Origin of the sequence: Sulfitobacter aestuariivivens (genome assembly GCF_014763045.1) — a bacterium.
Taxonomy (GTDB): Bacteria; Pseudomonadota; Alphaproteobacteria; order Rhodobacterales; family Rhodobacteraceae; genus Sulfitobacter; species Sulfitobacter aestuariivivens.
This window is the reverse complement of the sequence record NZ_JACTAG010000001.1, coordinates 1592919-1618528: the sequence shown is the minus strand read 5'-3', so window position 1 is coordinate 1618528 and position 25610 is coordinate 1592919. Positions and strand designations below refer to the sequence as shown.

Annotated in this window: 26 protein-coding genes; 5 read left to right on the top strand and 21 right to left on the bottom strand. The window is 58.8% G+C overall.

From position 1 onward, the window contains the following. Positions 1-2: 2 nt before the first annotated feature. The 15 genes from H9Q16_RS07965 to H9Q16_RS07895 form a co-directional block, all read right to left on the bottom strand. Positions 3-572 carry a ferric reductase gene (locus H9Q16_RS07965; protein ID WP_343067804.1) on the bottom strand — a complete coding sequence of 190 codons (570 nt, stop codon included), beginning with the start codon at positions 570-572 and terminating at the stop codon, positions 3-5. A 15-nt stretch (positions 573-587) separates the two neighbouring features. Next, positions 588-1049, bottom strand: a complete 462-nt coding sequence (locus tag H9Q16_RS07960) for a twin-arginine translocation pathway signal (protein ID WP_191074783.1) — start codon at positions 1047-1049, stop codon at positions 588-590. Between the two features lie 810 nt (positions 1050-1859). After that, positions 1860-3167 carry an ATPase gene (locus H9Q16_RS07955; protein WP_191074782.1) on the bottom strand — a complete coding sequence of 436 codons (1308 nt, stop codon included), beginning with the start codon at positions 3165-3167 and terminating at the stop codon, positions 1860-1862. A 67-nt stretch (positions 3168-3234) separates the two neighbouring features. Further along, the gene (locus H9Q16_RS07950) at positions 3235-3729 is read right to left on the bottom strand and encodes a prepilin peptidase (RefSeq protein ID WP_191074781.1); all 495 of its coding nucleotides are present in this window, start codon (positions 3727-3729) and stop codon (positions 3235-3237) included. Positions 3730-3734: 5 nt separating this feature from the next. Beyond that, positions 3735-4592, bottom strand: a complete 858-nt coding sequence (locus tag H9Q16_RS07945; RefSeq protein ID WP_191074780.1) for a tetratricopeptide repeat protein — start codon at positions 4590-4592, stop codon at positions 3735-3737. A gap of 30 nt (positions 4593-4622) precedes the next feature. Then, entirely contained in the window at positions 4623-5180 is a 558-nt protein-coding gene (locus tag H9Q16_RS07940) for a tetratricopeptide repeat protein (protein ID WP_191074779.1), read from the bottom strand. Between the two features lie 11 nt (positions 5181-5191). Continuing rightward, positions 5192-6184, bottom strand: a complete 993-nt coding sequence (locus H9Q16_RS07935; protein WP_191074778.1) for a type II secretion system F family protein — start codon at positions 6182-6184, stop codon at positions 5192-5194. A gap of 12 nt (positions 6185-6196) precedes the next feature. Beyond that, positions 6197-7159 carry a type II secretion system F family protein gene (locus H9Q16_RS07930; protein ID WP_191074777.1) on the bottom strand — a complete coding sequence of 321 codons (963 nt, stop codon included), beginning with the start codon at positions 7157-7159 and terminating at the stop codon, positions 6197-6199. A 40-nt stretch (positions 7160-7199) separates the two neighbouring features. Next, a complete protein-coding gene (locus tag H9Q16_RS07925; RefSeq protein WP_191074776.1) occupies positions 7200-8636 on the bottom strand; it encodes a TadA family conjugal transfer-associated ATPase in 1437 nt (478 codons plus the stop codon). Between the two features lie 23 nt (positions 8637-8659). Further along, the gene (locus tag H9Q16_RS07920; protein WP_191074775.1) at positions 8660-9895 is read right to left on the bottom strand and encodes a CpaE/TadZ family protein; all 1236 of its coding nucleotides are present in this window, start codon (positions 9893-9895) and stop codon (positions 8660-8662) included. Between the two features lie 292 nt (positions 9896-10187). Further along, positions 10188-10862, bottom strand: a complete 675-nt coding sequence (locus H9Q16_RS07915) for an OmpA family protein (RefSeq protein WP_191075202.1) — start codon at positions 10860-10862, stop codon at positions 10188-10190. A gap of 4 nt (positions 10863-10866) precedes the next feature. Beyond that, positions 10867-12303, bottom strand: coding sequence for a type II and III secretion system protein family protein (locus H9Q16_RS07910; protein WP_191074774.1), 1437 nt, complete (start codon positions 12301-12303; stop codon positions 10867-10869). Positions 12304-12499: 196 nt separating this feature from the next. After that, complete coding sequence (cpaB, locus tag H9Q16_RS07905; protein ID WP_191074773.1) at positions 12500-13477, bottom strand: Flp pilus assembly protein CpaB; 978 nt, start codon at positions 13475-13477, stop codon at positions 12500-12502. A 232-nt stretch (positions 13478-13709) separates the two neighbouring features. Further along, on the bottom strand, positions 13710-13889 hold the full coding sequence (locus H9Q16_RS07900) for a hypothetical protein (protein WP_191074772.1): 180 nt from the start codon (positions 13887-13889) through the stop codon (positions 13710-13712). Positions 13890-13979: 90 nt separating this feature from the next. Continuing rightward, positions 13980-14156, bottom strand: a complete 177-nt coding sequence (locus H9Q16_RS07895) for a Flp family type IVb pilin (RefSeq protein ID WP_191074771.1) — start codon at positions 14154-14156, stop codon at positions 13980-13982. A 363-nt stretch (positions 14157-14519) separates the two neighbouring features. On the opposite strand from H9Q16_RS07895, the gene H9Q16_RS07890 reads away from it, so the two are divergent. Then, positions 14520-15323 carry a lytic transglycosylase domain-containing protein gene (locus H9Q16_RS07890; RefSeq protein WP_191074770.1) on the top strand — a complete coding sequence of 268 codons (804 nt, stop codon included), beginning with the start codon at positions 14520-14522 and terminating at the stop codon, positions 15321-15323. A gap of 177 nt (positions 15324-15500) precedes the next feature. Here the strand turns inward: H9Q16_RS07890 and H9Q16_RS07885 are convergent, their stop codons facing one another. The 4 genes from H9Q16_RS07885 to H9Q16_RS07870 form a co-directional block, all read right to left on the bottom strand. Beyond that, a complete protein-coding gene (locus H9Q16_RS07885; RefSeq protein ID WP_191074769.1) occupies positions 15501-15791 on the bottom strand; it encodes a GNAT family N-acetyltransferase in 291 nt (96 codons plus the stop codon). After that, positions 15784-16407 (bottom strand): CoA transferase subunit B, encoded by a 624-nt coding sequence (locus H9Q16_RS07880; RefSeq protein WP_343067822.1) that lies wholly within the window; start codon positions 16405-16407, stop codon positions 15784-15786. Before H9Q16_RS07880 ends, H9Q16_RS07885 begins: the two co-directional genes overlap by 8 nt. Then, positions 16404-17108, bottom strand: coding sequence for a CoA transferase subunit A (locus tag H9Q16_RS07875; protein WP_191074767.1), 705 nt, complete (start codon positions 17106-17108; stop codon positions 16404-16406). The genes H9Q16_RS07880 and H9Q16_RS07875 overlap by 4 nt, the downstream gene beginning before the upstream one ends. Positions 17109-17209: 101 nt before the next feature. Next, positions 17210-17821 carry an SRPBCC family protein gene (locus tag H9Q16_RS07870; RefSeq protein ID WP_191074766.1) on the bottom strand — a complete coding sequence of 204 codons (612 nt, stop codon included), beginning with the start codon at positions 17819-17821 and terminating at the stop codon, positions 17210-17212. 102 nt (positions 17822-17923) lie between these two features. Between H9Q16_RS07870 and H9Q16_RS07865 the strand changes: the two genes are divergently transcribed. Next, on the top strand, positions 17924-18373 hold the full coding sequence (locus H9Q16_RS07865) for a MarR family winged helix-turn-helix transcriptional regulator (protein ID WP_191074765.1): 450 nt from the start codon (positions 17924-17926) through the stop codon (positions 18371-18373). 7 nt (positions 18374-18380) lie between these two features. On the opposite strand, the gene topA is transcribed toward H9Q16_RS07865, so the two are convergent. Together topA and dprA are read right to left on the bottom strand one after the other, a co-directional pair. Beyond that, a complete protein-coding gene (gene topA, locus H9Q16_RS07860) occupies positions 18381-20972 on the bottom strand; it encodes a type I DNA topoisomerase (RefSeq protein ID WP_191074764.1) in 2592 nt (863 codons plus the stop codon). A 242-nt stretch (positions 20973-21214) separates the two neighbouring features. Continuing rightward, a complete protein-coding gene (dprA, locus tag H9Q16_RS07855; RefSeq protein ID WP_191074763.1) occupies positions 21215-22360 on the bottom strand; it encodes a DNA-processing protein DprA in 1146 nt (381 codons plus the stop codon). A 422-nt stretch (positions 22361-22782) separates the two neighbouring features. Here dprA and H9Q16_RS07850 point away from each other — a divergent pair, with 422 nt between their 5' ends. From H9Q16_RS07850 to H9Q16_RS07840, 3 genes are read left to right on the top strand one after another with little or no spacing between them, the layout of a single operon-like run. Then, on the top strand, positions 22783-23481 hold the full coding sequence (locus H9Q16_RS07850; protein ID WP_191074762.1) for a sulfotransferase: 699 nt from the start codon (positions 22783-22785) through the stop codon (positions 23479-23481). After that, positions 23478-24353, top strand: a complete 876-nt coding sequence (locus H9Q16_RS07845; protein WP_191074761.1) for a glycosyltransferase family 2 protein — start codon at positions 23478-23480, stop codon at positions 24351-24353. The genes H9Q16_RS07850 and H9Q16_RS07845 overlap by 4 nt, the downstream gene beginning before the upstream one ends. 20 nt (positions 24354-24373) lie before the next feature. Beyond that, on the top strand, positions 24374-25249 hold the full coding sequence (locus tag H9Q16_RS07840; RefSeq protein ID WP_191074760.1) for a sulfotransferase: 876 nt from the start codon (positions 24374-24376) through the stop codon (positions 25247-25249). The last annotated feature ends 361 nt before the right edge of the window (positions 25250-25610 follow it).

Here is a 25610-nt window from a genome sequence, read left to right as displayed (position 1 = left end):
TTTTACCGACCCGGCCGGTTCAGGACGGCATTCAGCGTGGCAAGGCCTGCGAGGGCGCACAGCGCGAATTTGGAAATTGGTTCCATCGTGCCTTCGATCAGGAGGGCGTGTGAAATGCTGCCCGCAACGATGATCAGGGCGAGACCACGGTGGGCAATGGGCCAATGGGGCACGCGGCGGTGAAACCGGGCCAACAGGGCAGTGACCATGACAGCCCACATCGCGATCACACCCCAAATCGAGAAAGGCGTGGGAGAGCGGAATAGCAGCGCATCGACGACATCGGGCGGGCTGGTGATCCAAAGCCCGCCGACATGCGCCGCGATCAGTAGCAGCAGCGTCAGGCCGACCAAGGCGTGTATGCGGCGGGCGGTGCGGGGATAGAGGCCGGGCAAGTGCCCTGCGGCCAGCAGGGGCTGTGCCAGCAAGAGGGCCATAGCGATGATCCCCGCAAATCCGGCGGCGATGTAGATGGGTTGCCGCCATGCCAGCAGCGGGCTTTGCGCGGCGAGCACGATGGGAAGGGCGCAGGCCAGCACCAGGGCCCCCCAAATGAGTATCGTGCGGATCACCGGAGCAAAGTGTGATCAGACAGGTTGCAGCACGAAATCGGCATGAAGCGTGGTGTCGGATGAACGGGACATGACGGGGCGCAGAAAGACGGTCTGGAACGGGCCGTCGTCATCATGGGCCAGATGACAGTGCGCCTGACCGAAAGCCGGGACAATCTGCGGCATGTCCATCTGAAACGTCCCGTCCGCGCGGGTCAGGGTGGCCCCATGGCTGCGCTGGTCGCGTTCGTGGCCTTCGGTGGTATGGGCCCAGATCTGGATGCGGATGTTTTCCAAGGGCACGCCGTCGCCTGCACGACGCACGGTGCCCGTCATCAGAAAGCCACCGCCGCCAATACGGTCCACGATGGGCGCGCCAGGGCGGTAGTTATTGGCTCCGCCGCGCATCGTCGGCGTGGGGGCCAGACCAGCCGCGCGGGCGGGCAGGGTCAGAAGGCTGGCAGAGGTGGTGGCGATCAGGGTGCGACGGGTCAGCATGGCAGATCTCCTTTCGGCGGGTGCCCAAGGATGTAAGCCGTACTGCTGGGATTGAAAGACCCTGCGCGCAGATGTGATGGGGTCGGCTGGTGTTTGCTTGTAGCGCTGATGCGGACGTTTCTGCCGTTGAAGCTGTGCCCTCTAATAGCCGTGCAGTGACGGACCTTGGGCTGGCGCATCCTGCCATTGCCGACTGCCCCTTAATGGTGGCCAAGCACGCTCTAACTCATCTGCGTTGCGCTTGAATTGGCCAAAGCGCCAGACCGGTGGAAGGTCTGGCGCTGCACGGCGGGCTGAAGCCCTTGATTCCGTGCGGGGGGATCAAATCAAGGGCTCTCTGCCGCGATACGGTGGTCTACTTTCATCCTTAACGCTGCTGATCGTGGCTAATTCTGCGCTATGCGGACGCAGCAGACATTGGTGCGAAGCCGTGCCGTCGCCTGTCCGCGGGGAGGCGATCCAACCGCAGTTGTCCGGCACTTTATCCATCGACCTTGGTGTGACCATTTTATGAAGTACCAAGGTCCACCAAATCGCCTGCCCGGTGGGGCGGACAGGCGATGGCACGGCGGCCCGCAAGCGGGCCTTGATTCCGTGCTGGGGTACTCAACTTTAACGTCCCCAAAGGGCTCCAAGCCGACCTGCAGCAAGGCGCTGTTGCGTACCGCGGACAAGCGCGGTCTGGCATTTTGCCAAGAGCACATTGCTCTGATGAAAAATCGAAAATCCTCAATCGCTTAACGCTGCCTGAACTCATGGGTTGGGGCGCGTCAGGTGGTGCTACATGTATCAGGTTTTCCGAATGATGCTTTAGTTGATGATCTCTTCTTCCTTGACGAACATGTTCGCCCAGGCCCGGTCAATGAGGTCCGGTGCCATCTTGTATGGGATGCCTTCAAAGTCGCAGATCGCGATCATCTGATCGATGAGGAAGATTGGCTGATAGTTCGCATATTGGTTGTCGATCGTGGGGTATTTCACCTTCAACAGATGCACCAGCGATGCCTCATCCAGTGCCATCCCGCGCTTGCGGGCGACCATGGCGAAAATCTTGAGGAAGTTTTCCTGATTTGGGCCGTCAATCTTGATCTTGAAGAAGATCCGGCGCAGGGCCGCTTGGTCAAAGATCTTGTTGGGGTGGAAGTTGGTGGAGAAGATAACAAGCGTGTCGAACGGCACCTCGAACTTTTCGCCCGATTGCAGCGCGAGGATATCCTTGCCCTCTTCCAGTGGCACGATCCAGCGGTTGATCAGGGCCTGCGGGGGTTCCGCCTGACGGCCAAGGTCGTCCACGATAAAGATGCCACCGGTTGATTTCAGCTGCAGCGGCGCCTGATAGGTCCGCGCGGTGGGGTTGTACACCAGATCAAGCATGTCGAGGCTGAGTTCACCGCCCGTGATGACGGTGGGGCGTTCGCAGCAAACATAGCGGCTGTCGAACCGGGTGACGCGGCGCAGCGAATTCGGGTCCTGGACCTCTTCTTCGGCCTTGGAATGCACGATCGGATCATAGACCGTTATGACCTGGCCGGCGTATTCGATGGCACGCGGGACATAGACCCTGTCCCCCAGTGAATCCCGGATGCCGTTGGAGATGGAAGATTTGCCGTTGCCCGGGGGGCCGTACATCAGGATCGATTTGCCGGCGGAAACGGCCGGGCCTAGATGATCCAGCAGTTCATTGGGCAGGACCAGATGGCCCATCGCACCGGTCAATTGATCGCGCGTAACCTGAATGTTGCGGATGGACTGGCGTTCGACCTGTTCGCGGTAGACGTCCAGCGGGACGGGCATGGCGCCAAAGTATTCGGACTGCGCCAACGCGTCGAGCGCACGCGCCTTGCCCGCATCGGTCAGCTGATAGCCCATTTCGTTGCCATTATTGGCGTTGAGCGTGCCTGTCGCTTCGATCAGGCGCTGATCACGGCCCATATCCACCAATTCCTGTGTCACCGGGATCGGCAGGCAGATCGCCTGAGCCAGTTCGCTGACCAGATCGATGTTTTTGCGGAAGATGGTTTTCAACACGATGTCGCGCATCATCACGATGGGCAATTTCATATCTTCCAGCGTGCGCGGCGGCGGCGGGGCCATCACGGATGTGGATTGCATATTCATGGGCGTGCTCCTTCACTGAGGGGGCGGATATTCGTTGATGCCTTATAAAAGCTGAAAATGGCGTGAATTAGGCACCGTAGATTGCTCCGAAGATCAAATAGATTGCCAGCGCCGCGCCCAGGGCAAGGCCCATCGGGAACTTCTTGCCTGTGTCCCAGCTTTGCCAATGTGGGGCCAAGCGGCGCAGGGGGGTGTATTTCACCCCGCGATGGGTTGCCGCGGCCGCCAAGAGGACGGTCATGAAAAGCGCAATCATCAGGCGCACATCGCCTAGTGCAACGTAAGGCGCAGCAGCGGCTGCGAATTTCGCATCCCCTGCACCCAAAAGACCGGCAACGTTCAGCACGATGCCCACCACCAGAACAATCACCAACCCCAGAAGGCGCCACAGATAGGTTTCAAAGGGCAAAACGAAGATGCCGATAACCAGAAAAATCATCACCAGTGCGGCTACGGCCTGATTGGTGATGCGCATCTGGGCCATGTCGGTAAACGCGACATACAGGCACAATGGCACCACGAAGGGCAGAAACCACATGGCGGATGTGGCGGTAATCGACATGTGCGTCAGCCGTTTTGATTTTCAAGCGCGCGCAATGAGCGTACCGCGGCCTCGAAATGCTGCGGATGTGTGTCGATTGCTTCGCGCAGCAGACCTTTGCCGGTTTCGACATCGCCCTGCTTGATCGCCGACAGCGCCATGGTGTGCAAAAGCTGTGCACGTTCAGGCTGGGTCATGTTGATGACGGGCAGGGTGTAGTCTTTTTGCGCCGAACGGGCCAGAACGAGGTTGTTCTTGGCGGTGAAAAGGCTGTCGTCGTGACGGACCGCGTCGGAAAACAGGCGCTCGGCCTCTTTGTAATCGCCGCGGGTCAGCTTGGAATAACCCCAGTTGTTCATCACCGAGCCGGGTGTCGTGGTCAGGCCAACGGCGGTCTGGTAAAAGCTGTCTGCTTTTTTCCATTCCTGCTTGCTGTCGGCGACAAGCGCCTCAAGACGGTAGCGCTTGAAGGTTTCATGGGTCGGCGAGACACCGTCGAGCACTTTTTCGGCCCGGGCCCAGTCACCTGAGCGGATCAGCGCATCGGCCAGTTCAACACTGTCGTCAGGGGCGGCGTCCGGCATGGCGACCACTTTTTCCCAGGCGATCACGCCTTCGGTAATCCGCTTGGCGCGAATGAGAGATGACGCCAGGCCGCGCTGGTGGTCGATCCGGTCAGGATCTGAAACCGATGCGCGCTCAAAGTAGCTGACCGCCTCGTTGGGGTCTGCCACGGTCAGCATCACGTCTGAAAGATTGTTTTCATCCACGACGTTGACGTCCTCAAAGGCGCGCTCAACAGTGGCGTTTGCGTTCTTTTCACCGCAGCCTGCAACGACTGCGACGCCTGCAATGCAGGCGGCCAGAATGTAGGGGTGGCGCATTTTTTGCGTCCTTTTACTGCTCTGCCTCGGTCAAAGTGTCGGACGGATGAGGTAATCCCCGGCCCCGCGCCGCACCAGCTTATAATTATTGTCGTCAAGGGGGAGCGTAGCAGAATTTTCCGATTTTGCGAGCGCCAAGCGAAGATTGTCGCGAATTGCGTCACTTTCGCCATTATCAAGCGCATAGGCCCTGCGAAATACCTGTACCGCTTCGCCGGTTTTGCCGCGTTCCATCAGCACAACGCCCAGATTGTTCCAGTCCTCGGGCTGGGTTTCGTCCTCTTTGACGGCGCGGCGCAAGAGCTGTTCTGCCTGGTTCAGGCGGCCCAGGCCAAGATTGGCGCTGCCGAGACCGGACAGGATTTCAGTATCAATCCCACGCTCAAGTGCGGCGCGGTTGAAAGATTTGATCGCCAATTCGAATTGGCCTGCGGCCATCAGGCGGTGGCCCACTTCGATCCCGTCTTCGGCCTGAGCGCGCTGATTGACGCCGGGGGCATAGACCTGATCGCCAGACGCGGAAAAACCGCCTGTTGAACAGGCGGTCAATCCGAAGGTTGCGGTGAGAGCGATGAGCACGCTCTTCATATGTGCTGCCCTTAGTTTCCAGCGGCCGGTGTCATCTGTCCCAGCTGCGTGATGCCATGTACCGATGGACCCACCAGAATGATCAACAGCGGCGGAACCGTCAGCATCATTGTGGCAAGGGTCATCTTGGTTGGCAACTTGTTTGCGGCCTCTTCGGCGCGCATCACGCGTTTGTCGCGCATTTCGCCGGCATAGACGCGCAGGGCCTCCGCAATCGAGGTACCAAAGGCGGCTGATTGAACAAGGACGGTCACAAAGGACGATACATCCTGCACCCCGCAACGTTCGCCCATATCGTTGAGAACAGTGACCTTGTCCTTACCGGCCTTCATCTCGTAGGCGACGACGTCGAATTCATCGGCCAGCGCCTTGTAGGAGGCACGCAATTCCTGACCGACGCGGTTGATACACTGATCGAGGGACTGCCCGGCCTCAACGCAGACCAGCATCATATCGAGGGCGTCGGGAAAGCCGCGCTCGATCTCTTGCTTGCGCTCGCCGACCCGGCGTGTGACCCAGTATTTGGGCAGGTAATATCCGATGCCACCGGGCCCGATGGTATACATCATTGTCTTGGTTGTGCTGAGCCCGTCACCGCCGCCAAGGAAATTGACGTAGATGATCCCGCCGAGCAGGCCGAGAATTCCCAGTGCGAACTGTGCAAAGTAGAAAATACGCACCGCGTCGCGCGATTGATATCCGGCCTGGCGCAGCATCAGCTGCTTGGCAGAAAGCTCTGCGACGTCTTCGGGTTCAAGGAACTTTGCGAATTTCTTTAGTTGTTCGTTGCGGTCCGCCTGACGCAGCTTGCTGGAGATGTCCGCGTTGCTGGTCGGAGCTGTGCTGCTGCGCTTGAGTTTGGCCAGCGGATCTTCGGGCTGGCGCATCATCATGGCGATGGTCACGGCCACAAGGGCCAGTCCCACCACGCCTACGATAATGATCAAACCCATCGGTCCCAGCATGTCGCTGATCATCTTGTCGAGATCGGTCAGAATTTGCATCGATCTGGTCCCTTATACTTTGATGTCTGTCAGTTTGCGCATCACGATGAGGTTCACCGTCAGCATGATACCCACGGTAAAGCAGGCGGGGATGAACAGTGCGTGGTCGCGCACTTCGTCATAGTAGTGCGGATCGCTTACGTTGATCACGATCAGTGCCAGAAGCGGGAAGGCGGACAGGAATTTGCCCGACCATTTGGCTTCGGCAGTGATCGCCTTGACGCGCCGGAAGAGGCGGAAGCGGGCACGGATTACCTTGGCCAGACCGGCCAGGATTTCGGCAAGGTTACCACCTGATTGCTGCTGGATGGTCACAGCGACCGCAAGAAAGCGCAAATCCTGCATGTCCAGACGTTCGGCCATATCCTTGAGCGCCTCGCCGACGTCGCGGCCATAAGCGGATTCGTCTGCAATCACGCCGAACTCAGAGGCAAGCGGATCTTTGACTTCCTTGGACACGATGGAAATTGCATTGGAGAAGGGGTGCCCCACACGCAGCGACCGGACCATCAGTTCGACCGCATCGGGCAATTGTTCTTCGATCATACCCATGCGCTTGTTGGCCTTGGATGAGACCCAGAAATACACGCCGCCCACGCCGATCGCGACCGACAGCAGCATCCGCACGGGCGGTTCTGTTTCGGTGCCGACGGTCAGGCCCATAAAGGCCACGGCCGACAGGCCGACCATGATCAGCAGGAGTTGCTTGGGTGAAAATGCGATCGCTGCCTTTTGCGCCTTTTCGCTGAGAAGCGAATAGAGCGGGATGGTCTTGGCAGACATGTGCTGTTCCATCTCCTTGCGCAGCTTTTCCAGCACCTCTTCGCGACGGGTGCCTTTTTCAAGCATTTCAAGACGACGGTTCACACGGCTGTTGAGGCTGATGGATTTGCCAAAAGCCACAAGATAAAGCCCTTCGACCAGCACCAGCACGCCGATGAAGATCAGGCCATAGATGATTGGTTCTGCACTCATTTTTCGCGTTCCTTATTGCGCCACCGGCGCATGATTAGACTTACTGGGCAGCAACGGGCTCGTAGATCGATGCGGGCAAGTCGTAGCCCCACATGCGGAAGCGTTCCGCAAAGTGGCTGCGCACGCCTGTGGCAGTGAAATGACCTATGATCTTGTTTTCGGGGGTCAGGCCAACACGCTGATAGCGGAAGATTTCCTGCATCGAGATCACGTCGCCTTCCATGCCGGTAATCTCAGTGATTGAGGTCATGCGACGCGAGCCATCCTGCAGGCGCGATGCCTGAACGATCAGGTTTACAGCGCTTGAGATCTGGCTGCGCACGGCCTTGAGTGGCATTTCGATGCCGGCCATGGCGATCATGTTCTCCAAACGGCTGATGCCGTCGCGAGCAGAGTTGGCGTGGATTGTTGTCATGGACCCGTCGTGGCCAGTGTTCATAGCCTGCAGCATGTCGATGACTTCCTCGCCGCGCGTCTCGCCGACGATGATCCGGTCCGGGCGCATCCGCAGGGCGTTTTTCAAACAATCGCGCGGCGATACTTCGCCCTTGCCTTCGACGTTTGGCGGGCGGCTTTCCATCCGGCCCACGTGGGTCTGTTGCAGTTGAAGTTCCGCCGTGTCCTCGATGGTCAGGATGCGTTCAGCGTTGTCAATAAAGCTGGACAGCGCGTTGAGGGTTGTCGTTTTACCAGAACCGGTACCGCCCGAGACGATCACGTTAAGGCGTGTGGCGACAGCAGCCTGAAGATAGGCGGCCATTTCTTCGGTAAAGGCACCAAAGTCCACCAGGTCATCAATGCCCAGCTTGTCCTTCTTGAACTTACGAATGGACACGAGGGAGCCATCGACCGCAACCGGTGGGACCATCGCGTTGAAACGTGAGCCATCCTTGAGTCGGGCGTCAACGTATGGGTTGCTTTCGTCGACACGGCGACCCACCGCGGACACGATCTTGTCGATGATCCGCAGCAGATGGCGTTCATCTTTGAATGTAACGTCCGTCAGTTCCAGCTTGCCCGAGCGTTCCACAAAGATCTGCTGGGGGCCGTTGACGAGAATATCGTTGACGCTTTCATCCTTGAGCAAGGTTTCCAGCGGGCCCAGACCGGTGACTTCGTCATAAAGCTCGGAATTGAGCTGCATGCGGTCTTCGCGGTTCAGGACGATGGCTTTTTCCTGCAGGATTTCAGAGGAGATCGAATTGATTTCCTGCCGCAGATCCTGCTCTGTCGCGTGTTCAAGGGCGGCAAGGTTCAGGTTGTCCAGAAGTGCGCGGTGCAGTTCGAGCTTGATCTCGGACATCCGCGCCTTGCGCTTCATCTCCTTGTCCATGGGCACTGCGGCCGCAGGCTGTGCCTTTTTGCGCATCGACGTCGTGGGCTTGACCGGTGCCTCGCTGATGGGCGTGACATTTGTCTTTGTGTCAGCTGATGCTTGAGGGGCGGCGGCGCCGGATTTCTTGTACTTGGAAAACATCGATGTTTCTTTCAGATATGGGGTCAGGCCGCGCGGGCTTCGTCCCTTTTGAGATCATGGATGGAGGCCGCCAGTTTGGCGATTTCGCGGCGCAACGGGCTTTTGGGCGCTGAATTGGCAAGCGGCAGCCCGTGATCGTTGGCCTGGGTGATCGGCTTGCCCCCGTCGGGCAGGCTGACGTCGATGGAAATGCTCAGGCTTTCGGCCATGCGTTTCACGCGGCTCTTGGCGCTGAGATCTGTAAACTTCGGACCGCGGTTCATCACGAAGCGCAGCTTTTCGACCGGCAGCTCCTCGGATTGCAATGCGCGCTTGAACCGCAGGGTGTTTTGCGCACACCGCATGTCGAGCTCAAGCAGGGCAAAGTAGACATGCGCCTCTGTCAGGACGGTCTCGGACCATTGCACCAGGGTCGAAGGCATGTCGACGATCACATAGTCGAACTGGTTACGCGCCATTTCCAGAATGCGCCCCACATCCTCAGAGGTCACCAGATCAAGCGGCAACATATCTGTGGGGGCGGTGAGGACCTGCAACTTTTCCTCGAAGGTCAGCATGGACTGGCCAAAGATTTCCTCATCCATGTTCTCGGTGTCTGACAGCATTTCATAGACCGCTTCGCGGCGCGGCAGATCAAGGAACGTGGCAATTGAGCCAAATTGAAGATCAAGATCCAGCAGACAGACTGAGGGCGGCGTGTCTTTGTCGGCATTGGCCAATTCCCACGCGAGGTTGACTGCCATGGTGGTGGCCCCGACGCCGCCGGCCAGACCGTGCACCACGATCAACGCACCATCTTTGCGGGTTCCGGCCTTGAGCTGAGGTTTGACGACTTCTTCGTCCACGACTTCCTCGACCGCGCGAACGCGCTCGATGGCTTGCGCCAGTTCACCTTCGGGAAGCGGGTAGGGGACAAATTCATCGGCCCCCTGACGCAGCAGGGAATGCAGCGAAGCGGGTGTGACGTCTTCGGCGATCAGGATGACTTTGATGTTGCGCGCTTTTGCCTTGGTGATGATTTCACCCAGAAGGACAAGGTTGTCTTCGTCGGTCTCATCGATCGCAAGCGCGATGAACTCCATCCCTTCCGCTTCGGGCTGGCCAAAGAAGGCAAGGGCGTCGGCAAATCCCAGGTCGCCCCAGCTTTCGCCCAGAGCGGATTCCATGTCTTCGATCAACAGATCGAAGTTCTGCACATCGCGGCTCACCGTGCAGGCGACGATCGGGTTTGTCTCAGGTTGCGGCATACTGCTGCTCATTGCCTTAATCCTCTGTTCACAACGGGTTTTTGCAAAGGGGGCGGTGGCGTTTTGCCGTTTGGTGTACCCTTCGCAGGCACCCGGCCCGGACGATTTGCCCGGACACAACTGTCCTACGGGATCATTTCTCGCAGCCAAGTTTGGCGAGATTGGGGCTAAAAAGCTTCTATTGTTGGGTATCTTGAAACGATCACCCGCATCGGTTGCTGATTGATCAGAGCCGCAACTGCGACAAATGCAAAAGCGCCGCGCCCTTTTCGGAGCGCGGCGCTGGTTAGAAATCTGTGATTGATCAGTCGGCTGCTTCTGAGCTCAGCGAGTCAGACAGCTGGGTCGGGGGCACAGCGCTGGCGACATAATCGCGGTAGATGATCTGTGCGTACTTGCCATCAAGCACCGAAGGATGCCCCGTCACGAACCCGCTGACCTCTGTAACTGTCCGGCGGTTCTTGCGCTCGCGGCCCTGCGTGACAATCAGTGGCTGGGTTTCACCAAAGGAAACCACCGCTTCGAGGCGGCTGCGGCTGATGCCCTGGGTAGCGAGATAGGCAACGACAGCATTGGCGCGGCGCTTGCCCAATACCTTATTGTAGCGGTTCGATCCAACGGCGTCGGTGTGTCCATAGACGCGGAAGCGGATTTCGGGGAACTGGCGGATCCAGTCAGCCTGACGGCGCAGGATCGCCTGTGCATTGGCGTCCAGCTGCGAAGAGTTGAAGGCGAAGTTGACGGTTGAATCAACTTCAGAGGCAAATCTGTTAGCAAGATCAAAGGTATACTGCCGCTCGCCTGTCATAACCAACCGGTTGTTGAGTGTGGCGTTGCCAAAGTTGCCGGTATCGACCAGTACGCCCGCTTCGCGGTAGAACTGGGTGTAGACCGGGTCAGGGCTGGTGCAGCCCATCAGGGTGGCGGTTGCCGCAGCAAGGCCAATGATCGAGTTTTTCCGGGCGATTACGCTTTTCATCAGATCAATCCAGTACGTAGCCATAGGAACCGCTGAAGTCCTGCTGCGCAACCTCACCGGCGGCGCCCTTTTGCGGGGTGCGGCTGCCAGCGGTGGTGCGACCAAAGAGGAACAGGTCTTTCTCGGTCGGGGGTCTGATCCGGTCCGTGGGCAGCGCAAGCGCCTCGCCTCGGGTCGGTGTGACAAGATGTGCCGTGACGATGATCACCAGTTCCGTCTGACTGCGCTGATATGCGGAAGAGCGGAAGAGGGCACCCAGCACGGGCACGTCCCCGATCCAGGGAAGTTGGCTGGAATTGTCGGTGAAGTCATCCGTCAGCAGGCCGGCGATGGCAAAGCTCTCACCATCGCGCAGTTCCACGGTCGATGAGGTCTCGCGGCGCGAGAAGGCCGAAATTTCGATGCCGTTGCCCAGGTTCAGGCTGTTTGTGGGGTCGATTGCCGATACCGCAGCCTTGAGCTCAAGATTGATCAGGTCTTTGTCCACCACGCGGGGGATAAAGGCCAATTCGACGCCGAAGGGCTTGAATTCAACGGAAATTCTGTCGCCCGTCTGCGCCACTGGTACCGGGTATTCGCCGCCTGCAAGGAATTTGGCCTCTTGACCCGACAGGGCCACGAGGTTTGGTTCCGCCAGGAAGCGCACGACGCCTTTTTGCTCAAGCGCTTCAAGCAGCAGACCGACCTGAACGTCGCCCGCGTTAAAGCCAAACAGAACAGCGCCCGCGTTGGTGTTGTTGGCGGGCACGTTGCCCCCCAGAGAATTCGCGATCCCGCCTGATCCAACTGTTGAGCCGGAGCCGCCGTTGATCCCGGTACCACCAAGGGCGCCGTTGAGCGACAGCGATGAGCTGAGCGATTTGGACACGCTGCGCTGCATCTCGGCAAAGCGGACTTTCATCATCACTTGCTGAATGCCACCGACGCTCATCAGGTTCGAAACCCGCTCTGGCGCGTAGCGTTCAGCCAGATCAAGCGCGCGCTGCAGGCGTTGTGTGGAGGATACGATGCCCGACAGTACAATGCCGTCGTTTGCCGTGCGGACTTCGATCTTTTCGCCCGGCAGGATCTGCCGCAGACGTTCCTTAAACTCGGACACGTCCGCTGCGACCCGCACATCGACGTTTGTAATGAGTTGCCCGCTTGCATCCAGCAAGGTCAGCGTAGTCAAACCCGGTGATTTGCCTAGCACGTAGATCGTGCGGTCCGAGAGGGAGGAGATATCCGCGATCCCGGGGTTGGCGATGCTGAGTTCAGCGAAGGGGATGTCGCTTTCAACCACCACCGCGCGGTTCATCGGCACGTTCAGGGTTGCGTTGGTCCCCTTTTTGACGACGCGCACCGTTTCAGCGCTGAGTGACGTAGGAGTTGTGATCGCCAAGGGTACGGCGGTAAGGGTCAGCCCGAGAAGGGCTGCTTTCAGAAATCTGTCGATTTTCATGTGACCTGCCTTTTTTGATCACGCCTCAGGAATGGGTCTTTTTGCCCGTCGTTTGGATAACTCTGCGTCAGTTTTGAATTTTTTGCAAGAATCAAGGCGTTCGACGCGGATGTTTATGTGGATAAATGGCAACATGCAAAAATGCAAAAGGCGCCGCACATGGTGCGGCGCCTGAGCAAGCTTTTGGTTTGCATGATTAATTCGTGCAGGGAATGGGCAGTTCGACCACTTCGGCACCACGACGGGTCCGGATCGTGCAGACCTGTTCCTTGGCAACTTCGGCCTTGATCTCAGCCGTGGCGATACCGAGGAGCGACCGTTGGTCGACCTCGATCGCCGTGGCGATGGAGGTGTCTTCCGCGCCAACGAGTGACAGGGAAAGTTTGCCTGTCTGCTGCGCCTGGGCCAAAGCGGCGACCTGCTGCGGCGTGGCTGACACGGTGACGGTGCTCGCGATGACAGCTTCGTCCAGCTGGCGACCTGCACTTTGGTCGATTGCAATCAGCTTGACGCCGGCTTCGATCAGCTTGGTGACCTCACCCTTGTCGCCATCACCTGCCAAATTGACCCGGCCGGTCCAGTAAACGTCTACCCGGTCACCAGGACGCAGGAAGCCCGAGACGCCTGAGGACACATCGACTTTGAGCGCATAGGCACGTTTGCCAGGCTCGAGGCGGGATGTCAGGCCGGTGTCTTCGCCCGGCTCGGTCACCTTAACAGTCAAGATGGCCTCGCCCTTTTCAATGGTGCGCAAGACAACACGCTGCTTGGTTGTATTGTCGGGAAAAAGCGGATCGCGGCTGACGATCTCATATGCTTCTTCTTCTGCGTCGTCTTCAAATTCGGGAAGGAAGTCGGGAATCAGCTCCGCAATCTCCAGCAGCTCAGCCTCGGCTTGAAGCAGGGCTTCGGCATCGAGGTTGAGAAATGCGCCCTCGGGAATGGCATTCACGGGCCATTGCACCACTCGCACGTCTTCTTCCTTGAGCCGCTGACCGTACTTCAAGGGGCCGGTTGCGACAAAAACCGGTTTTGTCGGGACAACCTGCGCCAATGCCGCCTGGGCCTGCGCGTTTGCCACCTGGTACTGCGCAATGCGATCTTTTGCGAGATATACAGCCCCACCGGCAAGCGCGATGCCCACCAACAGAACAAGTCCAAATACCATACGCATGTTTGCTACCTCGTAGTTCTCAATGCCGGAAAAGGCCCGGCGCCTGTCTCTTGTGTGTGTCCTACGGCCCGAATGTGGCTATTTTTAGCAACAGGATGGGCGATAAGAGGGTATTGCCCACGTTCTGAGCACAACCGATCGGGAAGGGGGCTTTAGAAAAGAACAAGCCGGCCACCAATCGGGGGCCGGTCTGATCTGTTGGTCGTGTCAGGCGGACCTGACGAGGGATAGTTTAACCGGGTGTGACCCCGTTGAGGAAGCCCATCACGGACGCACCGACGGAACCTGTAGCACCTTCGATCGAAGTGATCGCAGCAACCGCTAGCCCGGCAACGGCCGCTGTCAGAACCACCCAGTCCACCGTGACCGCACCCTCTTCGGAGCGCATGAAGTTGTTGAGTCGCTTAAGCATGGGAAACCCCTTTGCGGCAGTCTTTTCGGGAAACGGGGGCGCATTCTGCGCGGAGAATGCGCCCCCGTAATTCTTAGGCACGTTCAGAAATTAAGGGTTCTGAGTGGCCAGGAATGTGGAAGTAGCGGCGGTCAGGTTTGTCGCGCCGGTCTCGATGGACGAGTAGGCAGCAACGGCCAGGCCACAAACAGCAGCTGTCAGCACAACCCAGTCAACTGTAACTGCGCCGTCTTCGTCTTTGCGAAAGTTCTTGATAAAGTTCATCATGTCATGTCCCTCCAAGGATCATAAGTTTAGGTTTCAACCCCGCCGACTTTGTTGGGGCCGTTCTCTCAGTCCGGCACCAGTTCGACTTGGTATGGGGCTATATAGACGGGTGATTGGGGCATGAATTTGACGTGGAATGTGACATTTGCGCAGTTCGGCGATTTTTTGCGAAATTTTCTTCCAAGGCGCTGATATAAAACAATTTAATGATACGTTAAATGGGTTGGACTTAGTGTGCATTGCCGAAAACACCCCAAATGTGGCGAAATCGCCTGATTCAACTTTGTGATTTGCTGGTTTGAAATCCGGTTTTGTGGAATACTTGCCGGCAATCGAGCTGAAAAAGCAAAAAAGCAGGCAGGCATGACTCGTATTCTATTCACGGCGCTTCTGGCGCTGACCCTTGGTGCGGGGCAGATCGGTGCCGATGGGCCAAAACCCTTTCCGGAGTTCAGCGCCAAGCGGATCAAACCGCCGAGCTCTGGCGGGGCCAAGCGGATTACCGTGCAGATCGATCCCACCGTGCAGCCCGTCGTGGCGGCATCTTCAGCGCCGGCTGCTCCACCGGTGGCGACACCAGCGGGCAGATATCAATGGTTCTGGGACAAGGTATCACCAGAAGCGGCAAGCTCCGGCCCGGGCCGGCTTGACGTGGCGATGACAGCCCTTGCTGCGGCAACGCGCAAGGTGCCCGCGCCCCGATTGCAGCAAATGCAGGAGATCGCTCAGGCCAACGGGATCGACATTCTGCGGTCCACCATCGGCACTCAGGTGTCACCTGCGCTGGTGCTGGCGGTCATTACTGTCGAATCCTCCGGCAACTCTGATGCAGTCAGCCGGGCAGGGGCCCAGGGTCTGATGCAGCTCATGCCCGATACCGCCGCCCGCTTTGGTGTGGCCGACAGCCTCGCAGCGTCGCAGAACATTACCGGGGGTGTGAAATACCTCAACTGGCTGATGGAGGAGTTTGATCGCGATCCGATCCTTGTTCTGGCGGGATATAATGCGGGCGAAGGGTCAGTACGCAAACATGCGGGCGTGCCGCCGTTTGCCGAAACACGGGATTATGTGCCCAAAGTGCTGGCGGCCTTTCAGGTGGCCAAGGGGCTTTGCAAGACGCCGCCGCAACTGATCACCGATGGCTGTGTATTTGCCTCGATGAACTGAGCGGACGGGCAATGGCCCCGCTGGCCGGGTGTACGACGTTCTAAGTCAGCGGTCGTCGCAAGGGTGGGAACTTGAGTTTATTTTGAAAGATGAAGTGCGGCGCCCTGTCCTTCATCTTTCTCTTAAACTCAAATTCGACCTCTGTTCCACTTGCGCGGCTAGAGGGGCATAGTGCCGTCAGACGTTGAAAGCATCCGCCCATTCAGGATGTTTGCGCCGCATGGCATTCACGAACGGGCAAAGCGGCACAATGCGAAAGCCCTGCGCGCGGGCGTCCGATACCAGCCGTTCGACCAGTTTGAGGCCTGCGCCCGTACCGCTGAGGGTTTCGGGCACTTCCGTGTGGTCCGCGATGACCTGATGTTCACCGAGCTTGGAATAGGTCAGCACGGCCTCTGCGCCATTCTGGCTTAGAACATATTGTCCCTTTGAGCCCTCAAGCCGATGGGTGATCTGTGGATCAGACAAGGGTGGCTTCGGTTGCTGCGCGCAATTCGTCCTCTGTCACGCCATCTGCGCATTCGACGATCCGCAGACCGCCCTCGACCACGTCCAGCACACCAAGGTTGGTGATGATCCGGTCCACCACGCCCTTGCCCGTGAGCGGAAGCGTGCATTCCGGCAGCACCTTGCTGTCGCCATGCTTGTTTGTGTGATCCATCACGACGATGACGCGGCCGACGCCCGCGACGAGGTCCATCGCACCGCCCATGCCCTTGACCAGCTTGCCCGGGATCATCCAGTTGGCCAGATCACCGTTTTCGGCCACTTCCATGGCCCCGAGAATTGCCGCGGCGATCTTGCCGCCACGGATCATGCCAAAGCTCTGGGCGCTATCAAAGTAAGCGGTGCGGCTGAGCTCGGTGATTGTCTGCTTGCCCGCATTGATGAGGTCGGGATCTTCTTCGCCCTCAAAGGGGAAGGGGCCCATGCCCAGCATGCCGTTCTCAGACTGTAGGGTGATGTCCTTGTCGCCGACGTAGTTGGCCACCAGCGTCGGGATGCCGATGCCGAGGTTCACATACATGCCATCTTCGAGTTCTTCTGCGGCGCGTGCCGCCATCTGGTTGCGATCCCACATTATGCGTTCTCCCGCGTTCTGGTCGTCCGTTGTTCGATCCGCTTTTCGTGCTCGCCCTGTACGATGCGGTGCACATAGATGCCGGGCAGGTGGATCCCGTCGGGGTCAAGCGATCCGCGCGGGACGATCTCTTCCACTTCCGCCACGCAGATCTTGCCGCACATGGCGGCGGGCGGGTTGAAGTTGCGGGCGGTTTTGCGGAACACGAGGTTGCCCGTGTCGTCCGCCTTCCACGCCTTGACGATGCTGAGATCGGCAAAGATGCCTTCTTCGAGGATATAATCCTCTCCGTTGAATTGCTTCACTTCCTTGCCGTCCGCAATCACAGTGCCGACGCCGGTTTTTGTGTAAAAGCCGGGGATGCCGCAGCCTGCGGCGCGCATGCGCTCTGCCAGAGTACCTTGGGGGTTGAATTCCAGCTCCAGCTCACCAGACAAATACTGCCGCATGAATTCGGCGTTTTCGCCGACATAAGAGCTGATCATCTTTTTGACCTGCTTGGTCTGCAGCAGGATGCCGATGCCGAAATCATCCACGCCTGCGTTATTGGACGCGAAGGTCAGGTTTTTCGTGCCCGCATCCTTGATCGCCTGAAGCAGCAATTCGGGAATGCCGCACAGGCCAAAGCCGCCTGCTGCGATCAGCATGCCATCCGACAGGACCCCGTCGAGCGCCTCGGCGGCAGAGCCGTAAATCTTGTTCATGGGTTGTGTCCCCCTTGCAGGTCAGAAATGTGTCGGACCTGTTGTGACGCCGCAGCGCGGCACTGTCAAATCCTTCGCCTGAAGGGGGCGCCAGCATTCGTTCAGCGGGTGCGATAGGCCTCCGAGATGCCGGTCATGCCAGCGGCCATGAAGGGCCCGAAATCATTGTCGAGGTACTGACGAATGAAGGGCCGGGCAAAGAACGCTGCTGGTTTGACGTTGTAATCCCACACCACCTCGGTGCCGCCGTCCGTCTGGTCGAGATAACGGAATTCTCCCTTGATGTGATCGATGAAGCGGCCGGCGGGGGCGGTGATCTCCCAGATCTGATAGGTGAACTGCGAGGGCGTGTTTACCAGCACCCGCTCCAGCACAGAATATCCGCCGTCAAGGTTCACGCGGCGCTGCGCGCCGACCTCTGGCCAGTCGCCGGTCAGATAGGTGATGCCGGTGATTGCGGGGATCGCATCTGTCGGGGTCAGAAAATCAACGATTGGGTTGGCATCAAAAAACGCGCGGACCTCATTGGGGGTGCCGGGCAGGGCGGATGTCACCCGGTTTGACTGATAAAGGCTTTCCTTGGCGACAGGCGGCGGGGCGGTGAGGGCAGCGGGGCTCGGCTTTTCCGCCTGCGCGGTCGTGACCCAGAAAGCGGCGGCCCCCGAAAAGCTCAGCGCGGTGACAAGGGCGATGGATCTGGACATTCTGGACATGGTGGGCTCCTTTTGATGCGAAGTTCGCAGTACTTAATACGAATATCGTAGTAAATGGGGTTCCCCCTTGCGTGTTCAAGAGGGATTGGCGAAAAACCACTCATGAGCCGCGAGACCCGCCTTCTAGACAGTGTCCGTCAACTGATGCACGTGATGCTGGTAAGCGAGCGTACCGCGCCGGAGCATCAGCATGTCATCCGCTTCAACGCGCTGGATTTCCACCTTTTGGGATTGCTGCGCGAGCAGGGCAGCCTGCGCGCCTCTGACGCGGCAGAGCAGATCGGGATCGCGCCCACCACCGCCAGCAGCGTGATTGCGCGGCTGAAATCGCGCGGGCTGATAGAGCGCACGCAGTCAAAGACCGACCGGCGCGCCTATGACATTGCGCTTAGCGACAAGGGGCTTGAGATCGCGCAGACGATCCACGCACAGGACATCCAGAACATGGGGGTGTTTCTGTCTGCCCTGACGGCATCCGAGCAGGACATGCTGATTGCCCTGATGGGCAAAGTCGCCACACACGTGGAGACGCTGCAAAAAACCGAGGGCTGAGGCCCGCCTATTTCTTGGCGGTGGGCTTCTTTTTGGGGGCCGCTTTCTTTTTGGGCGCGGCCTTTTTCTTGGTGACCTTTTTGCCAGACTTGGCGGCGCGTTCGTCAATCAGATCGACGGCCTGCGCCATTGTAAGCTCTTCGGGGCTGATCGTGTCTGGGATGGTCGCGTTGATCTTTTCCCATTTCACGTAAGGCCCGTATTTGCCATCCATGATGTTGACGGCGCCTCCTGCCTCGGGGTGATCGCCCAGCTCGCGGATCGGTTTGGCGGCTTTGCCACGACCGCCCCTGCTGGCGACTTTTTCAGCCAAAAGCTGCACGGCGCGGTTCATACCCACCGTAAACACCTCATCCAGGCTTTCCAGATTGGCGTTGGTGCCACCGCGATCAGAGGTGCTTTCGGCGTGTTTAATGTAGGGGCCATAGCGCCCGATGTTGGACCATACCATGATGCCGTCTTCGGGGTGCGGGCCGATCTGGCGCGGCAGGGACAGCAACATCAGGGCCCGGTCGAGCTCGAGCTCTTCGGCGGGCCAGTCCTTGGGGACCGACTGGCGCGGGGGTTTCTTGTTTTCTTCCGTTACCGGCCCGCGCTGGACATAGGGGCCAAAGCGGCCCTTGAAGACGCGGATCTCGTCACCCTGATCCTCGCCCAGCAGCTTGCCGTCTGGAGGGATGGCTGAGGCCTCGGCCTCCGGGTCGGGGGGGCCGAAGGGACGCGTGTAGCGACATTCGGGATAGTTTGAGCATCCGATGAAGGCCCCGCCAGAGCGCGCGGTGCGCATCGACAGCTTACCTGCTCCACAATGGGGGCAAAGACGCGGATCACTACCGTCTTCGGTTGGCGGGAACAGATGTGGCTCCAGCACCTCGTTGATCTTTTCGAGCACCTCGGTAATGCGCAGGTCAGACGTTTCGGCGATCGCGGCGGAGAAATCGCGCCAGAAGCGGCTTAGCACAACTTTATAGTCGGCATCCGCGGCGGAAATCTGATCAAGCTGGTCTTCCAGCCCGGCCGTAAAGTCGTAGCCTACATATTTGCGAAAGTAGTTTTCGAGGAAGGCCGTCACCAGCCGGCCCTTGTCCTCGGGGATCAGTCGGTTGCCCTCCTTGCGCACATATTCGCGGTCCTGGATGGTGGTGACGATGCTGGCGTAGGTCGACGGGCGGCCAATGCCCAGTTCTTCCATCCTTTTGACCAGAGTTGCTTCGGTGTAGCGGGGGGGCGGTTGGGTGAAGTGCTGCTCAGGCGTGACCGCGCGTTTGTCCATCGCGTCGCCCTGAGTGATCTGCGGCAAACGCTTGTCGTCGTCATCGACCACAACATCATCGCGGCCTTCTTCATAGACCTTGAGAAAGCCGTCAAACAGGATGACCTGACCATTGGCGCGCAGGCCGACCTGTGCGTCTTTGCTGCTGATCTCGACGGTCGTCCGCTCCAGCCGGGCCGAGGCCATCTGGCAGGCAAGCGTGCGCTTCCAGATCAGATCGTAGAGTTTGCGCTGGTCGGGCTCGAGTGATTTGAGCGAGGCCGCGTCCTTGGTCATATCCGTGGGGCGGATACATTCATGCGCTTCCTGCGCATTCTTGGCCTTGTTTTTGTAGACCCGCGGTTCGCCGGGCACGTACTCCGCACCATACCGGTCCTTGATTGCGTCGCGTGCCATCTGAACGGCCTCGGGGGCCATATCGATGCCGTCGGTACGCATGTAGGTAATGTGGCCCGCCTCATACAGGCGCTGCGCGGTGGACATGGTGGCGCGCGCGCCCATGCCAAACTTGCGGGACGCCTCTTGCTGCAGCGTCGATGTCATGAAGGGTGCAGACGGATTGCGCGTTGCCGGCTTGGCCTCGACGCTGGAGACCGTCAGATCGCGGCTGGTGATCGCCTGCACCGCCATTTCTGCCTGCGTAGCATTGCCCAGATCGAATTTGTCCAGTTTCTTGCCCGCAAGCGTGACCAGCCGTGCCTCGAATTCTTGACCGCGCGGAGTGGCAAGAAGCGCCTTGACGGACCAGTATTCGCGGGCGCGAAACGCCTCGATCTCCATCTCGCGCTCAACGATCAGGCGCAGGGTAACGGATTGCACGCGGCCTGCAGATTTTGCACCGGGCAGTTTGCGCCACAGGACGGGGCTGAGGTTGAACCCAACCAGATAATCCAGCGCGCGGCGCGCGAGGTAGGCCTCAACAAGGGGCATATCGACCTGGCGCGGGTTCTCCATCGCTTCGGTCACGGCCTTTTTGGTAATCTGGTTGAATACGACGCGGCTGACGGGCGTGTCCTTCTTGATGGATTTGCGGTTGGTCAGGGCCTCTTGCAGGTGCCAACTGATTGCTTCGCCTTCACGGTCAGGGTCCGTGGCGAGGATCAGCGCGTTGTCATCCTTGAGCGCGTCAGCGATTGCTTTGACATGTTTCTTGGAGGTACTGGCGACTTCCCACTTCATGTCGAAGTCGTTTTCGGGATCGACCGAGCCGTCTTTTGGCGGCAGGTCCCGGACGTGGCCATAAGACGCCAGAACGGTAAAGTCATTTCCCAGATATTTGTTGATCGTTTTGGCTTTGGCCGGGGATTCGACAACAACTACTGGCATGAAATGAGGCACCTTGAATGAATTTGGCGATCGGGCATTGCGATGTCACATGTGGGATCACAAGGCAGTTTGTCAATGCGCCGATGTCGCGCAGTGTGGAATTCAGACGTGTTTATTGTCGCTGCGGGATTGCGGGGCTTGAGGCGACGCAGCGGCAGGGCAAGCGCCGGGTTCGTGCCTTGCGGCGGCCACGATGCGGCGGCCTAAAGCACCTTGCCTGCGCGCTGCGCCGGGCCCGTCCGTCAGACTATGCGCGTCAGCAGGCCGCCCGGACGGCGGGCGATTTGCCCGTCAAGTTCAAGATCGATCAGGACCGGGGCCACATCGGCGGGAGGGGCGTTAAGATCGCGGATCAGCTGATCTTCGGCAAGGGGGGAAGGACCCAGACGCGAGAGGATCTGGGCGTGCAGTCTTGCGGTTTGCGGCAAGGACCGGGGGGGACGTGCGACAGGCGCCGCCGTGGGCTTCTGCGCATCAGCGCGCGGCAGGTGCGGTTGCATGACTTCAAGCACATCGGCAGCAGACCGGACAAGTGCGGCGCCATCACGGATCAGCATGTTGCACCCTGCGGCGCGCGCATCGAAGGGGTGCCCCGGTACGCTGAGCACCTCGCGGCCCTGATCCAGAGCGTCGCGCGCGGTGATCAGGCTGCCGGATTTTGCGGCGGCCTCAACCACAATCGTGCCCTTTGACAAGCCCGAGATGATGCGATTGCGGCTTGGGAAATGCCGCGCCATGGGCTGCAGGCCCATGGGCTGTTCGGAAAGACGCAGACCTGTTTTGGCGATATCTTCGGCCAGCCCGGTGTTTTCAGCCGGGTACATCACGTCGATGCCGCCAGCCTGTACGGCAATGGTCCCGGTAGGCAATGCGGCAAGATGTGCGGCCGCGTCGACGCCGCGCGCAAGCCCAGAGACGATGACATACCCTTCTGCACCCAGTTCGCGTGCCAGTGCCTTGGCCATACGCGTACCCAAAGACGATGCGTTGCGGGCGCCGACAAGCGATATCATCGGTCGCGCCAATAGATCAGTAGCGCCAAGCGCCCACAGAAAGGGTGGTGCATCGTCAATCTCTGCCAGGCTGTCGGGATAGGGCGCATCGCCTTTCATCAAAAGCACGGCTCCGGCGGCCTGTGCGGCCTTCAGCTCTGCGTGGATCACCCCTTCGGGGCAGGGGGTATAGCCTGAAACGCCCGCGGCGCGCGCCACCTCGGGCAGCGCGGCCAGCGCGTTCTGCGCAGTGCCGTATTCAGTCAGCAGTCGTTTATACGTCGAGACACCGACCCGGCGCGAGCGCAACAGACGAAGACGGGCAAACCGTTCATCTTCCGGGGTGGGTGGGAGTGGGGGGTGAGTGGAAGAAGGAAATAGTTCCCTGAAAGTCATCCCTGATCTCCGTCCGTTGCAGAATCAGGTATAGGAGCGGTTGGTTAATAGGGAATGAATCCTCTACTCAGCGCATTTGCCACAGCCGCAGAGTTCGGTGGTTTCCCCTCCCGTTGGCTTTGAGGCCCGGTACGAGCCCAGAGTGATACATTCTACATGCCGCAACGATGTCCGCTATTGATGGTGGAGACAAAAACCTTCAACGACCACTTGAGTTTTGAACGGGGTTTGTGGTGGCGGAAGACCAGCATTTTCTACCGTTCTCAAAAAGAGAGGCTTAGGACGACAGATGCATGTCTTTCAATCATCGCTAAGTTAATCGCTGACCATCGGAAAATCGTGAAGACCGCTAAATGAGTTATAGTTGCATCGATTTGAGTACCGTAGACAAAGAAGAAATCATTCTGCAAAAAGGGCCTTCAATGACATCTTCTCCCCTCCTCATTCTCGGTATGCACCGCAGCGGTACCAGTTGTTTGGCCGGGGTATTGGAAGATGCCGGTGTCTGGCTGGGCAATGTCAAACGTCAGTCCGCACACAACGCCAAGGGGAACCGTGAAAATCCCGAAGTGATGGCCCTGAACGATGCCGTCCTAAGTGGTTTTGGCGCGGCTTGGAACGCGCCACCTCATGGCGCGCTGACGTGGGATGATCGCCTCGCTGAAACCCGTGACCAGATTCTCACGGGCTACCCCACCGACCGGGTCTGGGGCTTCAAGGATCCGCGCACCCTTTTCACATTCGACTTCTGGCACGCCGTATTGCCTCAGGCGCGGCTTGTTGGATCATTGCGTCATCCGATCGCGGTTGCACGGTCCCTGCAGGCTCGTAACAAAATGCCGCTCGATCAGGGCATAGCGCTCTGGACTGCGTATAACCAACGTCTGCACGCGTTGGCGCAAATCCATGACGTTCAAATACTGTCCTTTGACGTTTCGCCCGCGCACTATCGCGCCAACGTTGCGCGCCTGATCAATACTCTGGGCCTGACACCGCCCTCTGATCAACTTGGGTTTTTCGACGAAGGTTTGCGCCATCAGACAGCGGGCGACGCTGATATCACCCTGCCAGCAGACACAGCGACGCTCTATGCGCAGCTACAAGAGGCAGCCATCGCATGAAGCTTTCCATCGTCGTCGTGTTCCACAATATGCGTCGCGAAGCCGCACGCACGCTCCATAGTTTAAGCTCCAACTATCAGCGCGGCGTGAGTTCGGCTGAGTACGAGGTCATCGCCATCGACAACGGCTCCGCGTGCCCCCTTGATCCCAAAGAGGTGACGCAGCACGGGGAAAATTTCCGCTACCACTTCCATGCTACCGAAAGCGTATCGCCGGTAGGGGCGGTCAATCTCGGTGCCAAAATGGCTCGGAGTGACTCGCTGGCGGTGATTGTGGATGGTGCGCGCATGGCCTCACCCGGGTTGATCCGCCAAACGCTGATGGCACAGACTTTGCACACAGTGCCTTTTATTGGTGCGCTGGCCTGGCACATCGGCCGCGATATTCAGCCGCTCTCGATTCAGCACGGTTATAACCAGGACGTCGAGGATCAGCTGCTCACAGAGGTCAATTGGCGGCGCGACGGCTACCAACTTTTCGCCAACTCGACGATCGCACCCTCGTCAAGGAACGGCTTTCTTGGCGGTTTTCCGGTAGAGTGTAGCTGGTTCAGCATACCAAAGCATTTCTTTGAGAAGATCGGCGGCTTTGACCCAGCGTTCATCTCGCCGGGCGGAGGCCTTTGCAATCATGAGTTTCGCAACCGTGCCGCCACGCATCAAGACACCGTCTCGATCGTATTGCTCGGCGAAGGGGTATTCCACCAAGTTCATGGTGGGGCGGCCACCAACGCGCCCCCTGACCGGCGCCCGCACAAAATGTTCGACGAGGAATACCGCTCGATCTTCGGGAAACCCTTGGCCAGTCCACCCCCAAACGAGACACTGTATTTTGGTGCTCTGCCCGACGTGGCGCGTCCTTACCTGCTGTAGTGATCAAGGAGAGCTCAGCCATGACCCAAACCCAATCTATCCTGCCGCCCGCAGTCGCCATTGGTGGATTGGGCGGTTCAGGTACCCGGGTCTTTGCCGCCATGTTACAATACGCCGGGTATCATATCGGCAATACACTTAATGATCCGCTCGACAACCTCTGGTTCACGGTGTTGTTCAAACAAGCCGCTTGGGCCCGCGCACAGCCCGATCCCGCCGACGTCGCCAACGCCGTGCGACTTTTTCGCCGGGCTATGACCACGGGACTTTCAGACGATCTATCAGCTGACGACGCGGCGTTGATCACCAGGTTGCGCGCCGATCTGCCCCCAGAAGGGCCGTGGCACTGTGGAGCGCAAACCTTCCATGCCGACGCGCTCGTCGCCTCTGGTCCCAGTGATGGTCCTTGGGGCTGGAAGGAGCCTAATACCCACATCTTCCTGCCGCATCTGAATCAAGGCATCGCCGGCCTGCGCTACATCCACGTGGTGCGCAACGGGCTCGACATGGCCTTTAGCGCCAATACCTGGCAAGCGCGGCACTGGGGCCATCTCTACGGTTTGCCCAACACGCCCGATGTTTCTCTGCCAATCCGTCAGTTGCTTTTCTGGACCGTCGCGAACCGTGCCACGCTCGACTATGGTGCCCGGCATATGCCGGGCCGCTTTCTGGTCATGCATTACGAAGATGTGTGCGCGCGGCCAGACCCAAATTGGCAGCGTATGCGTCGCTTTCTCGACCTGCCTGATACTCTGGCACTGCCCGCAGAAATGCTACGCCCCACGACAATCGGACGCAGTCTCGACCATGATCTGTCAGTGTTTCCTAAAGATCTGATCAAGGCATCAGCTGCTGTCCAGCATGATGTGGAAAAGTTGGATGCTTTTGGGTCGTGACCTTCATTGTAGCCATTCTAAACGCGCCACAACGCTCTTTCGGCGAAGTTCAAAAAGGGAGCATCTTTTGGCGCAACGTGCCGCACAGGCGGTTTCTGACGAGCGCTGGAGGCCACACCACCGACCTCTCTCGAGCAGGGTTTGCATGACGGTTCGCTCCCGGTGCCAGTCGCGGCGAGGCCGCCTCAGTACCTAGCTCGTAACTCATCAAACCAACCACCGAGTTTGAGAAGAGCAAGGTCTTTGATATCGTTCAAAAACCACATTCCTTGACATCTCTCGATTTCGGATAGCAGTCATTGGCGCAAACGCAGCGAATGCTCACTTTGTCCGCAAAGCGGCCTTCCAGATATCGGGTTCG